The 12135-nt window shown below is 66.5% G+C and carries 13 protein-coding genes and 2 pseudogenes; 6 read left to right on the top strand and 9 right to left on the bottom strand.

What is annotated here, in order from left to right; genetic code table 11:
* Nucleotides 1-174, top strand: a pseudogene (locus V8324_RS19885) (IS5/IS1182 family transposase); the annotation flags it as partial.
* On the opposite strand, the pseudogene V8324_RS19880 reads toward V8324_RS19885, so the two are convergent.
* From V8324_RS19880 to V8324_RS19865, 4 genes and pseudogenes are all read right to left on the bottom strand, one after another.
* Nucleotides 170-377 (bottom strand): annotated as a pseudogene (locus V8324_RS19880) (transposase); the annotation flags it as partial. The pseudogenes V8324_RS19885 and V8324_RS19880 sit on opposite strands and share 5 nt — an antisense overlap.
* Before the next feature lie 208 nt (nucleotides 378-585).
* The gene (locus tag V8324_RS19875) at nucleotides 586-2058 is read right to left on the bottom strand and encodes a heme biosynthesis protein HemY (RefSeq protein WP_336421645.1); all 1473 of its coding nucleotides are present in this window, start codon (nucleotides 2056-2058) and stop codon (nucleotides 586-588) included.
* Nucleotides 2059-2077: 19 nt separating this feature from the next.
* Nucleotides 2078-3667, bottom strand: a complete 1590-nt coding sequence (locus tag V8324_RS19870; RefSeq protein WP_336421644.1) for a hypothetical protein — start codon at nucleotides 3665-3667, stop codon at nucleotides 2078-2080.
* 48 nt (nucleotides 3668-3715) lie between these two features.
* Nucleotides 3716-4450 carry a uroporphyrinogen-III synthase gene (locus tag V8324_RS19865; RefSeq protein ID WP_336421643.1) on the bottom strand — a complete coding sequence of 245 codons (735 nt, stop codon included), beginning with the start codon at nucleotides 4448-4450 and terminating at the stop codon, nucleotides 3716-3718.
* 75 nt (nucleotides 4451-4525) lie between these two features.
* Between V8324_RS19865 and tsaD the strand changes: the two genes are divergently transcribed.
* The 4 genes from tsaD to V8324_RS19845 are packed head-to-tail and all read left to right on the top strand — an operon-like array spanning nucleotide 4526 to nucleotide 7270.
* Nucleotides 4526-5623, top strand: a complete 1098-nt coding sequence (tsaD, locus tag V8324_RS19860; protein WP_336421642.1) for a tRNA (adenosine(37)-N6)-threonylcarbamoyltransferase complex transferase subunit TsaD — start codon at nucleotides 4526-4528, stop codon at nucleotides 5621-5623.
* Nucleotides 5620-6576: an NAD(P)H-dependent glycerol-3-phosphate dehydrogenase gene (locus tag V8324_RS19855; RefSeq protein ID WP_336421641.1), complete on the top strand. Its 957-nt coding sequence runs from the start codon at nucleotides 5620-5622 to the stop codon at nucleotides 6574-6576. Before tsaD ends, V8324_RS19855 begins: the two co-directional genes overlap by 4 nt.
* Complete coding sequence (locus V8324_RS19850) at nucleotides 6576-6845, top strand: YciI family protein (RefSeq protein ID WP_336421640.1); 270 nt, start codon at nucleotides 6576-6578, stop codon at nucleotides 6843-6845. Before V8324_RS19855 ends, V8324_RS19850 begins: the two co-directional genes overlap by 1 nt.
* Complete coding sequence (locus V8324_RS19845; protein WP_336421639.1) at nucleotides 6845-7270, top strand: EVE domain-containing protein; 426 nt, start codon at nucleotides 6845-6847, stop codon at nucleotides 7268-7270. The genes V8324_RS19850 and V8324_RS19845 overlap by 1 nt, the downstream gene beginning before the upstream one ends.
* 207 nt (nucleotides 7271-7477) lie before the next feature.
* On the opposite strand, the gene V8324_RS19840 is transcribed toward V8324_RS19845, so the two are convergent.
* Genes V8324_RS19840 through ectA form a run of 4 tightly spaced genes read right to left on the bottom strand, consistent with a single transcriptional unit; the run spans nucleotide 7478 to nucleotide 11228 of the window.
* Entirely contained in the window at nucleotides 7478-8914 is a 1437-nt protein-coding gene (locus tag V8324_RS19840; protein WP_336421638.1) for an aspartate kinase, read from the bottom strand.
* 36 nt (nucleotides 8915-8950) lie between these two features.
* Nucleotides 8951-9343 (bottom strand): ectoine synthase, encoded by a 393-nt coding sequence (locus V8324_RS19835; RefSeq protein ID WP_336421637.1) that lies wholly within the window; start codon nucleotides 9341-9343, stop codon nucleotides 8951-8953.
* A gap of 4 nt (nucleotides 9344-9347) precedes the next feature.
* Nucleotides 9348-10640, bottom strand: coding sequence for a diaminobutyrate--2-oxoglutarate transaminase (ectB, locus tag V8324_RS19830; RefSeq protein ID WP_336421636.1), 1293 nt, complete (start codon nucleotides 10638-10640; stop codon nucleotides 9348-9350).
* A 54-nt stretch (nucleotides 10641-10694) separates the two neighbouring features.
* Nucleotides 10695-11228 carry a diaminobutyrate acetyltransferase gene (gene ectA, locus V8324_RS19825; protein WP_336421635.1) on the bottom strand — a complete coding sequence of 178 codons (534 nt, stop codon included), beginning with the start codon at nucleotides 11226-11228 and terminating at the stop codon, nucleotides 10695-10697.
* 234 nt (nucleotides 11229-11462) lie between these two features.
* Here ectA and V8324_RS19820 point away from each other — a divergent pair, with 234 nt between their 5' ends.
* The gene (locus V8324_RS19820) at nucleotides 11463-11939 is read left to right on the top strand and encodes a MarR family winged helix-turn-helix transcriptional regulator (protein WP_336421634.1); all 477 of its coding nucleotides are present in this window, start codon (nucleotides 11463-11465) and stop codon (nucleotides 11937-11939) included.
* A gap of 73 nt (nucleotides 11940-12012) precedes the next feature.
* Here V8324_RS19820 and V8324_RS19815 read toward each other — a convergent pair.
* Nucleotides 12013-12135: adenosylhomocysteinase (locus V8324_RS19815; RefSeq protein WP_336418570.1), on the bottom strand; the 123-nt coding region annotated here is incomplete at its 5' end.

Raw genomic sequence — 12135 nt, 5'->3', positions numbered from 1 at the left:
GCCATCGACGGTCGAACCACCCATCACCCCGGCTACGCCCTGTCCCAGCGACACCGCAAGAAGATCGAGGACCCCTCCGGCTGGGCCAAGACCGTGGGCGGCATGGCCCACACCGTTCACCGCGGCCGCGTCGCCATTGTCCTCGGATCGATGACGCTCCAATATCGACCATGATGAACAGCACCTTCATCTTCAGGCAGGTCTGAACGGCAGGATCGCTGTAGGTCTGCTGGCGGCCACTCCTGCCTGTCGGCACGGTATCCCAGCTTGTCTTGGGGTCGGAACCGGATGGTCAGCGAGCCCCGGCGCTCGAGCGCTTCATTGTAGGCCGGCCAATTCCTGGTCCTGCAGGTTGGGTTTGGGGTCTGCTCGTGCATCCCAGCTACAACTCTGGATCCACAAGATGAATCGCTCATCGGATTTGTGCAACAGAGCCGGCAGCACTTGTAGTATCCATAAGTTCCCGATTTCCCGTTCGCGGGCGGTTCCGATATCCATTCGAAATGTGGGCCCTATGTTTAACGACCCCACTAAGGCGAGCGGCTGGCCCGTTTGGGGCCAGTCTCTTGTGCGATGCGGCCCAGATCAGGTCCGGGCGGTGGTTTCGGTTTCGGGCGTGGTCTCGTCGCCTTCGACGATCTCGGCGTCGACGACATCCTCGCCGGTCTTGGCCTTGTCCTCGATCGCGCCGACGATCAAAGGCAGCATTTCGAGGCCCGTGGGCGTGCCCATCGAGGATTTCGGCGGCTCGCGCCAGCTGAGCGAGTCGAACGCGCCGCAATTCTCGCAGGTCGGCTGCCAGTCGGTGTGGATGTGCTGGCACGACTCGCAGACCCATTGGGGCCCGCGGGGCGCGCTGAGCGCGCGTGCCAGCCAGCCCTTGACCACCGCGTCCGAGGATCCCTCGCCGCGCTCGATCGCCGCCATGATGGTCAGCGAGCGCGCGTCGGGTTCCACCTCGGCCATGTCTCCAAGCGCGCGCCGGGCCGCTGGGAAATCTTCGGCGGCGAGGTTCAGCTCGGCCCGCAGAAGCCGGGTTTCGCGCGCGTCGGGGTTGATCTTCAGCAGCTTGCCGAAGCGTTTGAGGCGCTGGCGCGGGGTCTCCTCGGCCTCGATCTCTGCGAAGGCGGCGGCGAGATCGGGATGCGGGCGCGCCTGCCACGCCTTTACGATCACCCGCGCCGCGTTGCGCTTGCTTCCCTGCTCGATATAGGCGCGGGCGGCCATCACCGCCGCCGGGATGAGATCGGGCGATTTCCTGTTGGCCTCGATCGCCGCCTCGCGCGCCTCGATGGTCTTGCCCTCGTCGATCACGTCGCGCGCCTCGGACAAGGCCAGCACGGCGTCGCGACGCTTGTGCAGGTCGCGCGGCATGCTGCCATATTTGAGCTTGGCGTTGAGGGTCTGGCGCGCGCCCTTCCAGTCGTGCTGGCCAGCTTGCAGTTTCAGCAGCGTGTCCTGCGTCTCGGTGTGGCGGGGCTTGAGCGAGAACGCGGTCTGGGCGAGCTTGAGCGCGGTCTCTGTCTCGCCCGCGGCCAGTTTCTGGCGCAGCATCCCGCGCACGCCGACGAAGCGCGTCTTCTCGTTGTTCAGAAGGCGCTTGTAGACTTCGGTGGCGCGCGCGCGATCGCCGGTCAACTCGGCGCCCTGCGCGGTGATCAGGTTGGTCAGGGCGGGCTTGTGCAGGTACTTGTCGGCGCGCGTCGCCTTGGCTATCGCCGTGTCGCCATCCCCCTCCGCCAATGCCAGCATTCCCTCGCTGAGGGCGCGATATCCCTTTTCCTGTCGGTTCTTGTCGAAATAGCGCGACAGCGCGGTCTCGTCGCCATTTATGACCCTGAGGGTCGCGACCGCCAGTCCCGCCAGCTTCAACAGCAGCCAGATCGCGAACATCAGCAGCCCGAGCGCGATCACCGCCTTGATCGGCGTCAGGTTGATCTCCATCCCCGCCATGACGATGCGCACGCCGCCGTCGAGCTCCAGCAGGTAGGTCGCGGCAAAGGTCGCCGCGGCCACGAAGGCGATGAAAACGGCTATCTTGATAATCGACCAAAGCATTGGGATCGCCCTTTCTGATTCAATTCAACCTGTCGGCCAGCGCATCGGCGGCGGACAGGGCATTCTGGCGTTGCGTGGCAAGGGCGACCCAATCGTCCAGCGCGGCGCGGGCGTCTTCCGGCAACGACTCGATCTCGGCCATCGCCGCGTCGAGCTGGCCGTCGCGCAGCGCCGCCTCGGCGCGCGAAAGGATCGCGTCGGGATCGTCGCCCTCGCGCGGGGCGAGCGAGCGCATGCCGAGCTGGTTGCGGAAGAACTCGCCGATCTCGACGGCGCCGAGCCCCTCCTGCGTGTCGCGCACATTGGACAGGGCCGCGCGCGCGGCGTCGGGGAAGCGGGCGGTCAGGGTGGCTTGCGTCGGCACACCGGTCTCGGCCATGTCGGCCAGCGCCTGCGGCACCTCAATGCCGGTGTCGCGCAGGTCGCCCAGTGCCTCGGCGAAGGGGCTTCCGGTGTCGAGCGCGGTGGTCACGCGCGCGAGCGCCGCGCGCTGCAACGCGCCGCGCGCGCTGTCGCGGGCCGCGGCCTCTTCGGCCTCGGCCTCTTCGCGCAGGGCCGCGAGGGTCTCGGCCTGGCTGTCGATCTGGTCGCGCAGGGCCGCGATGTCCTCGCCGCGGGCGGCGATCTGCGATTGCCGGTCGGCGAGATCCGACAGTCGCGCGTCGATCCGCGATTGCCGTTCTTCCATGTCGGCGCGTTGCTGTTCGACCCGCGCGCGCAGGTTCTCGACCACGCCGGGTTCGACTTCGCTGTCATCGCTGGAAGGCACGGGGCGGTTTTCCACCGCCGTAAGCCGGTTGCCGAGATCGCCGACGGTGTCGCGGGTCTCGGTCAGCTGTTCCTCGACCCCGCTCATCCGGTCGCCGATCTCGCCCAGTCGGGTCTCGACCGTGCCGAGGTTGTCGCCGAGATCGGCCACCTCGTCGCTGAGATCGGGGGGCGGGTCGGGGCGGTCCATCGCGGTCTGGATATCCGAGGACAGCGCCTCGAGCCGCGTCTCGATCGCATTGAGGCGGTCCGATTGCGTGGCAAGCTGCGCCTCGACCTCGTCCTCGCCCTGATCCTGGGGCGCAAGGAAGGCGGGCACCCGGCCTTCCAGCATTTCCGAGGACAGGATGTAGGGCGAGGCGACCACGCCGATGCTGGCGGCCAGCGCGCCGCCGAAAAGCATCGACCAGAAGCCGCCCTGCCTGATCGTGGTATGCTCGGTGCCTGGAGCCGGGAACGGGTCTTGCCGGGGAGGGGCCTCGCGCGGCGTCTCGGCGACCGGATCGGCGGTGTGAACCGCGGCGTCCTCGGCGGTCTGCGCGTCGCTGTCGGCGGTCACGGACGTGTCGGGGGCGTCGCTGTCTTGCGTACCCGTCTCGGGCGTCGCGGGGTCGTCAGGCCCATCCTTCGCGGCGATGTCGGGCGTGTCCGGGGCCGGCGCGACCGCCTTGGGGTTGGGCGGTGCCGAAACCTTGGCGGGATCATGCGCGTAGGGCCCGGTGGTGGGTGTCCCGGCGGCCGGTCCGGTCTCGGTGGCGTCGGTTTCCTGGCTCGACGTGGCCCGCGAGGTATCGCCACCGGAGGTGTTCCGACCGGTCTCGGGTCTCTTTTTTCTTGTCACGTTCAGCCACCCTTTCGAATCTCGTCACGTCAAACTTCAAAAACGACCTTACTGCGCCCGTTTTCCACCCTCAAGCCGCTTGGCGCTTTTCACCATGTCGCGCAACAGATTGCGGATGGCGGCTGCATTTGGTGCCTCGGCGATCCGCAGCACCCGCGCGGCACCCTCGGGCACGGTCTCTGCCGTGGCGCGGCTGATCGCGGCGATCAGAAGCGGCGCGCGCGGCGCGGGGGCTTCGGCGAAGAACAACTGCCCGCTGCGCGGCGACATCAGCGGCACGATCACCGGGGCGGGGCCCGCGAGGACCGCGTGCGCCGGCGCGTCTAGCGGTTGCGGCTGCTGGTCGTAGACGATCGCCTCGGCCGCCTCGTGCCCGGCGGCGCGTAGCGTGCCAGCGATGTCGGCGGCGACATGCGCGCCGCGCGGGTGCAGGAACGGACCGCGCGCGCCGTCCTCGGCGAGGCGCCGCATGAGGGCGGCCGCGTCGCCGCCGCAGGGGGTGGCGTCGAGGCCGGCCTCGCGCGCGGCCTGCGCGGTGGCCTCGCCCACGGCATAACAGGGCAGGTCGCGGCGCGCCGTCAGCCGGCAAAAGCCCGCCACGCCCTGCCGCGAGGTGAAGATCAGCGTCTCGTCGCCCGACAGTGCGGGCAGCGCGCCGGTCCAGTGGATATGCATCAGGGGGGCGGTCAGCACATTGGCCGTATCGCCGTGATCGCCGCGTAGTGCTGACGCAAAGCGCGCCGCCTCCGGTTCGGGCCGGGTGATCAGGATCGTCACGGTCATGCCCCATCCGGAGTTGTTGCCTCGGTGTTTCAGTGTTACCTGCCTTGCACCTTCCACGCAATCTTGCCGGGCGCGATGACCCATTCGCTGACCTTCCTTGGCCTCGAGAGCAGCTGCGACGACACCGCGGCGGCGCTGGTGCGCATCGGCGCGGACGGCGCGCCCGAGATCCTGTCATCGGTGGTGCACGACCAGGCGCTGCTGCATGCCGCCTATGGCGGCGTGGTGCCCGAGATCGCGGCGCGCGCGCATGCCGAAAAGCTCGACGCTTGCGTGCACGAGGCGATGGCGCGCGCGGATCTCGGCGTGCGTGATGTCACCGCGGTCGCGGTCACCGCCGGGCCGGGGCTGATCGGCGGGGTGATCGCCGGGGTGATGTGCGCCAAAGGGATCGCGGCGGGCGCGGGGCTGGACCTGGTGGGGGTCAACCACCTCGCCGGGCACGCACTGACGCCGCGGCTGACCGATGGCGCGGCCTACCCGTACCTGATGCTGCTGGTCTCTGGCGGGCATTGCCAGTTCCTGATCGTGCGCGGGCCGGACGCTTTCAGCCGTCTGGGCGGCACCATCGACGACGCCCCGGGCGAGGCCTTCGACAAGGTCGCGCGCCTGCTGGGGTTGGCGCAGCCCGGCGGCCCGGCGGTCGAGGCCGAGGCGGCGCGCGGCGATCCCGCCCGTCTGCGTCTGCCGCGCCCGCTGCTGGACAAGCCGGGCTGCGACATGTCGTTTTCTGGGCTGAAGACCGCGCTGCTACGCGCACGCGACCGGATCGTGGCCGAAAAATCGGGGCTGACGCAGCAGGACCGCGCCGATCTCTGCGCCGGGTTCCAGGCGGCGGTCTGCGACGTGCTGGCCGAAAAGACCCGGCGTGCGCTGGCGCTCTACCTCGCTGAAGCGCCCGCCAGCCCGCTGATCGCCGTCGCCGGCGGCGTCGCGGCCAACGCGCCGATCCGGGCGGCGCTGCGCGGCGTGGCCGAGGCGGCGGGCGCACGGTTCCTCGCGCCGCCGCTGGCGCTTTGCACCGACAATGCGGCGATGATTGCCTATGCTGGCGCGGAATTGCACGGCATGGGGCGCCGCGACAACATGAGCCTTGCGGCACGCCCGCGCTGGCCACTCGACCGGTCGGGGCCGGGATTGCTGGGCGGTGGCCGAAAGGGGGCCAAGGCATGACTCTGATTTGTGGGGCAGGGGCGTTCGGCACGGCGCTGGCGGTGACGCTGGCGCGCAGCGGGCCCGTGACGCTGTGGGCGCGCGACGCGGGTTACGCCGCCGAGATGCGCGCGGCGCGCGAGAATGCCCGCCGGCTGCCCGGGATCGCGTTGTCCGACCAGATCACGGTAATCGGCGGCGATATACCCGACGGCGATGCGCCCTGCCTGCTGGCGGTGCCGATGCAGACGCTGGGCGGGCTTCTGGCGGCGCATCACGCCGCCTTGGACGCGCGCCCGCTGGTGGCCTGCTGCAAGGGGATGGACCTGGCGACGGGGTTGGGGCCCACGGGGCTGATCGCGCAGGGCTGCGCGAAGGCGACGCCGGCGATCCTGACCGGGCCCAGTTTCGCGCGCGACATCGCGCTTGGCCTGCCCACGGCGCTGACGCTGGCCTGCGCCGATGCCGCCACCGGTGCGCGGCTGCAAGCCCGCCTGGGCTCGCACGACCTGCGGCTTTACCGCAGCACCGACACGATCGGCGCCGAACTGGGCGGCGCGCTGAAGAACGTGATCGCCATCGGCTGCGGCGCGGTGATGGGCGCGGGCTTGGGCGAAAGCGCGCGCGCCGCGCTGATGACGCGCGGTTTTGCCGAGATGGACCGCTTCGCGCTGGCCGTCGGCGCGCAGCCCGACACGCTGGCCGGGCTGTCGGGGTTCGGCGATCTGGTGCTGACCTGCACGAGCGGTCAGTCGCGAAACACGCGCTTCGGGCACAGCCTGGGGCGCGGCGAGGCGTTCGATCCGGCGATCACCGTCGAGGGGGCGGCGACGGCGCGCGCGGTGGCCGATCGCGCCCGCGCGCTCGGGCTCGACATGCCAATCACCCAGGCCATCGCCGCGCTCGTCACGGGCGAATTGCGCGTGGCGCAGGCGGTGGATATGCTTCTGTCACGACCATTGAAGGAAGAATGATGCTTATTGCCCTGATTGCCCGAGACAAGCCCGGCACCCTGCAGACCCGGCTCGACACCCGCGACGCGCATGTCGCCTACCTTAAGGAAAGCGGCGTCGTCAGCCAGGCGGGGCCGCTGCTGGATGAGGCCGGCGGGATGATCGGCTCGCTTGTGATCCTCGACGTGGCCGACATGGATGCGGCGCGCAAGTGGGCGGACGCCGATCCCTACGCGCAGGCGGGGCTGTTCGAGGCGGTCGAACTGATCCCCTGGAAGAAGGTCATCTGATGCGCTTCTGGCTGTTCAAGTCCGAGCCGTCGAACTGGTCCTGGCAGGACCAACTGGCAAAAGGCGATGCGGGCGAGGAATGGGACGGCGTGCGCAACTACCAGGCCCGCAACTTCATGCGCGAGATGGCGGTGGGCGATCGCGGCTTCTTCTACCATTCGCAAGCCGAAAAGGCCGTGGTCGGCATCGTCGAGGTGATCGCCGAGGCGCATCCCGACAGCACCACCGATGACGAGAGGTGGGAATGCGTGGATGTCCGCGCGCTGCAAGGCGTCGAGACCCCGGTGACGCTGGACGCGATCAAGGCCGATCCAAGGCTGGCCGACATGCCGCTGGTCAGAAACCCGCGGCTTTCGGTGCAGCCGGTGAGCGTGGATCAGTGGCGGATCATCTGCGAGATGGCGGGTGTCGCGGCAGGGCGGTAACCCCGTTTCATGGCCGTGAAAACTAAACGGAGGGCGCCGGGCACAATGCCGACACCCTCCGTTCCCCACGTGCTCCCCAAGCACCACACGTGTAACTGGATAAGGTCTCGGCCGTACTGGCGCGAATAATTATGTGATACCTCAACCGGCCCGGTTTGCCAAATGCATAGTCTCGCGCATTTGTCGCAAAACCGACCGGACTGTCGCTCAGGCAGCCTTTTGCGGGGCATCCACCGCCTTGCCCTCGATCAGCACGCGGTGCAGGGCGGTGATCCCTGCCTCGATGTCCTTTGCGCCTATGATGAATTGCACATCGACGGCGCGCGGACCCTGATTGGCGGCGATCACCTCGATCCCGGCCTCCTCGAGCGCGGCGAGGCCGCGGCTGAGGACCCTGAGACCCGTCATGTCACGACCGATGGGCGATACCAGCGACAGCGTGCGCGCGGACACTTCCGAGGACGGGTAGAGCGCTTCAAGCTCCTTCACGACGCGGCGCACGGATTTCAGAGAGGCGTGGACGTAATGGGTGATCGTGTTGGCATTCGAGGTCTTCGAGACGATCCAGACATTGTGCCGCTTCAGCGCCTCGAGAATCGCGGCATCGTAGCCCTTCACCCCGACCATGTCCTGTTCGAAAAGCTCCAGCGCCACGATCTTGAGACCGGTCACGATCTCTACATTCGGGGTGTCGGCGGGCTGATCGTCGATCAGCGTGCCGGGATCGCCGGGATCGAAGGCGTTGGTGACGCGCAGCGGCACCACGGCTTGGCGCAGGGTCTTGGCAGCCTTGGGGTGGATCGCCTCCATCCCGAGGTTCGACAGTTGGTCGGCCACGTCGTAATTGGTGTGGCCGATCTTGCGCACCGCGTCCTCGCCGACAAGTTTCGGGTCGGCCGAGGACAGGTGGAACTCCTTGTGGATGATCGCCTCGGCCGCCTGGGTCTGCGCCGCGATATTGGCGAAGGTGACCTCGGAATAGCCGCGGTCGAATTCGCGCATCAGGCCTTCGGTGCATTGCGCGTAACCGGTGACAATCGGCAGTTCGGTGGCGAGATCCACATCCGACAGGCCCGCCGCGATGCGTTCCTGCAAGGTGTGGTCGGTGTCGTCGCGCCAGCCGCTGAGATCGACGAAGCGCGCGTCGACGCCCGCGCGTTGCAGCAGAAGCGTGGTGACGAAGGCCGAATGCGCCTCGCCCAGCCCCGACAGCAACTCGCGGATGACCAGCATGTGATCTGCCAGCCGGAAATGCCCGTAGGAACAAAGCCGCTGCAGGTCGAATAGGCACGACCGCGCCCCCTCGATGCGCTCGCGCACAAACTCGTCGGCCATGTTGCGGTCGCCGGCGTGCTCCAGGATCTCGCCATGCGCCTCGCGCATCGCATGCGACACCTTGGTCAGCGCGTCCAGCCAGCCGTGATCGTCGTCATCATTGGCAAAGCTGGCATAGACCCCGGGCGTGCCGGACTTCTTGTGTTCCAACAGCAGGTTGGTGATGCCGCCGAATGCCGAGACGACGAAGATCCGATTGTAGAGCGCGTCGCCCTCGCGGTCGCCGATGAACAGGGTCTCCACAAGCTCGCGCACGCGGCTCATGGAGGTGCCGCCGATCTTCTCGACGGTGTGTCCGGTAGATGTCATATGATGATTTTCCGGGCGCATGGCCCGGAATCCTTCTCAGCTTTCAGCCAGCGCGTAAGAGCCGTCTTCCTGGTGCACCTCGTTGCCGGTGACCGGCGGGTTGAAGCAGCAGGCCATGACCAGTTCCTCTTCGGCGCGCAGCGTATGACGGTCATGCTGGTCCAAGGCGTACATCACGCCGGGCTTGATCGCGTGGGTCTCACCGGTGGCGAGATCGGTAATCGAGCCGGTCCCCTGCATGCAATAGACGCTCTCGAAGTGGTTCTTGTATTCGAACGTGTGTTCGGATCCAGGCTCGAGGAAGGTGATGTGGAACGAAAACCCCATACCGTCCTCGGCCAGCAGCAGCCGCACGCTGGACCATTGCGCATCCGAGACGACGCGCTCGCGCTCTTCGGTGACAAGTTTGTTGAAGTCTCTTACGATCATGCCCTTACTCCGCTGCAACCTTGGTTTTGTCGGTCACCTCTTTCACGGCGTCCACCAGGATGTCGAGACCTTTCTGGAACATCTTGTCGGGCGTGGTCAGCGGCGCCAGCACCTTGACCACTTCGTCATCGGCGCCCGAGGTCTCGATGACTAGGCCCTTCTCGAAGGCCCGCGCGCAAATCTTCTCGGCCAGGTCGCCCGACCCGACATCGACACCGCGCATCATGCCGCGGCCTTTCAGGCGCGCGCCCGGGACGATCTCGACGATGCGCTTCAGCGCCGTCTCGAGCACTTCGGACTTGGCGAAGATCGACTTTTGGAACGTGTCGTCTTTCCAGAACTTTTCGAGCGCCACGCGCGCGGTCACGAAGGCATGGGTGTTGCCGCGGAAGGTGCCGTTATGCTCGGCCGGCTTCCAGATGTCGTGCTCGCGCTTGACCAGCAGCGCAGCAAAGGGCAGGCCCATGCCGGAAAAGCTTTTGGCCATCGGGATGAGATCGGGCTCGATTCCCATTTCCTCGAAGCTGAAGAACGTGCCGGTGCGTCCGCAGCCCGACTGGATGTCGTCGACGATCAGCAGCGCGCCGTACTCTTTGGCCAGCTTCGCCACGCCCTGCAGGAATTCGGTCGAGGCGGCGTTGAGTCCGCCTTCGCCCTGCACCGGCTCGATGATGAAGGCCGCGGGCGCGTCCATCCCGCTCGACGAGTTGCCGAGCATCTCGCGGATCACCCTCAGGCTGTCCATGTCCGACCCGAACGCGTGCTCGTAGGGCATGTGGGTGGTGCCGCAGAGCGGCCCAGAGCCCGCACCCTTGCGCTTGCCGGCGTTGCCGGTGCAGGACAGCGCGCCCATGGTCATGCCGTGGAACCCGTTGGTGAAGGCGACGATGTTCTTGCGCCCGGTAACCTTGCGCGCCAGCTTCATCGCGGCCTCGACCGCGTTGGTGCCGGTGGGGCCGGTCATCATCACCTTGTAGTCCATGTTGCGCGGCGACAGGATGATATCCTCGAAGGCGCGCAGGAACGCGGCCTTGGCCCCGGTATGCATGTCGAGACCGTGGGCGATGCCGTCCTCGGTGATATGCTCGATCAGGGCTTTCTTCATGTCGGGGTCGTTGTGCCCGTAGTTGAGGGTCGAGCACCCGGCGAGAAAGTCGATATAGCTGTTGCCGTCGGCATCGAACAACTGCGATCCCTGCGCCTTGACGAAGGAGACTGGAAAGCTGCGGCAATAGCTGCGCGCCTCGGATTCGCGGCGCGTGTACACGGATAGGTCGGCTGACATGTCAGTCGGCATGACGTATTCCTTTGTGATTTGTGTGTCGGCGGCGGTTGGCGGACCCGAAGGATTTCAGGCCGCCTGTTCTTCCGCGCGCTCGTTCATGGTAATTGTTACCATGTGTTCGGTGTCGTGCATATCGTTGAAATGCTCCGACTTCGAAAAATAGGGTTCGCTGGACATGGTGCCGTCGGAACTGTCGCAGAACTTCGAGAAGAGCGCCCAGCTCGCCTCGTTGTCACGGGTGATGGTGGTCTGCAGACGGCCCACGTCGTTGCAGATCTCGCGCGACAGAAGTTCGCGCAGCATCAACGTGCCAAGACCGGTTCCGCGTGCCTTTTCCGACACGGCGACTTGCCACACGAACAACGTTTCGGGGTCCTCGGGCAGGACATAGCCCGACACCCAGCCGACGATCTCGCCGTCGAGCTCGCCGATGATGCAGGTATCGCTGAAGTGATCGCACTGGATCAGGTTGCAATACATGGAATTCTCGTCGAGCGGCTTGCACGCCTGGATCAGTTCCCAGATCGCGGCCCCGTCCTCGGCGCAGGGCTTGCGCAAGGTCGGCATGGCCTTCTGGAACATTTTCATCGCGTGTTGCATGGGTCCAACCCTCTTCGTTTGCTTCGACTAACTAAATATACGACGCAATTTGCGAAATCAACCGTCTTGAGCGCGGTTTCATGATTTTCCTCGCAGCGCGAAATACCCCTTATTTTCTTGGTCAACATGCGCTATATGTTTCGTTAGACGAAGCAACGTTTCCGCACAGGAGGATTCAAATTGCAATTGAGCGACAGCTTTGCGACTCTCGGTTCGCTTGCAGAGGGGTCTCACATGGATCGCACCGATCAAAGCCTCGTGGCCCTGCGCCGCATCCTGCGCGCGACCGAGATCTACGGGCGCAAGCTGGCCAACGCGGCAGGTCTGACCGCCGTGCAGTTCCGGGTACTGCAGATCGTGGCCGAGCGCGGCAATTGCACCGCGACGGAAATCGCGCACAAGATGCGCGTGAGCCAGGCGACGGTCACCTCTCTCGTCGACAAGCTGGTGAAGCGCGGTGTGGTCACTCGCGAGAAATCCAAGACCGACCGGCGGCAGACGCATATCATCATCACCAAGTCCGGCCGCGACCTCGTCACCCACGCGCCCGACGCGCTTCAGCAGCGCTACGTGCGCAACTTCGAGGCGCTGGCGGATTGGGAACAGGCCCAGCTGGTCGCATCGCTGGAACGCGTGGCGACGATGCTCGACGCCGCCGATCTCGACGCGGCGCCGGTGCTCGACCCCGGCGACCTGCGCGGCATTTCCTGATCCGGCTTTCCTGTGCGGCATGAGAACGCCCGCCGGCCATGGGCCGAAGGGTTTTTTTCATGCCTATGCGCGATCAGTAGCGATATTGATCGGGTTTGAACGGGCCTTCGGGTTTGACGCCGATATAGGCGGCCTGTTCGGGGTCGAGTTCGGTCAGGCGGACGCCGATGCGCTCGAGATGCAGGCGGGCGACCTT

Origin of the sequence: Roseovarius sp. D22-M7 (assembly GCF_037083785.1) — a bacterium.
In the GTDB taxonomy this organism is placed as follows: domain Bacteria; phylum Pseudomonadota; class Alphaproteobacteria; order Rhodobacterales; family Rhodobacteraceae; genus Roseovarius.
Note: the sequence above shows the minus strand (reverse complement) of the source record. Positions and strands in the feature narration are given on the sequence as shown.

Coding starts and splice junctions, on each gene's coding strand:
- V8324_RS19865 (WP_336421643.1), bottom strand. CDS start 4,450: ATGACCGTGACGATCCTGATCACCCGGCCCGAACCGGAGGCGGCGCGC.
- ectA (WP_336421635.1), bottom strand. CDS start 11,228: ATGCAACACGCGATGAAAATGTTCCAGAAGGCCATGCCGACCTTGCGC.
- V8324_RS19855 (WP_336421641.1), top strand. CDS start 5,620: ATGACTCTGATTTGTGGGGCAGGGGCGTTCGGCACGGCGCTGGCGGTG.
- tsaD (WP_336421642.1), top strand. CDS start 4,526: ATGACCCATTCGCTGACCTTCCTTGGCCTCGAGAGCAGCTGCGACGAC.
- V8324_RS19875 (WP_336421645.1), bottom strand. CDS start 2,058: ATGCTTTGGTCGATTATCAAGATAGCCGTTTTCATCGCCTTCGTGGCC.
- V8324_RS19835 (WP_336421637.1), bottom strand. CDS start 9,343: ATGATCGTAAGAGACTTCAACAAACTTGTCACCGAAGAGCGCGAGCGC.
- V8324_RS19845 (WP_336421639.1), top strand. CDS start 6,845: ATGCGCTTCTGGCTGTTCAAGTCCGAGCCGTCGAACTGGTCCTGGCAG.
- V8324_RS19820 (WP_336421634.1), top strand. CDS start 11,463: ATGGATCGCACCGATCAAAGCCTCGTGGCCCTGCGCCGCATCCTGCGC.
- V8324_RS19850 (WP_336421640.1), top strand. CDS start 6,576: ATGCTTATTGCCCTGATTGCCCGAGACAAGCCCGGCACCCTGCAGACC.
- ectB (WP_336421636.1), bottom strand. CDS start 10,640: ATGCCGACTGACATGTCAGCCGACCTATCCGTGTACACGCGCCGCGAA.
- V8324_RS19840 (WP_336421638.1), bottom strand. CDS start 8,914: ATGACATCTACCGGACACACCGTCGAGAAGATCGGCGGCACCTCCATG.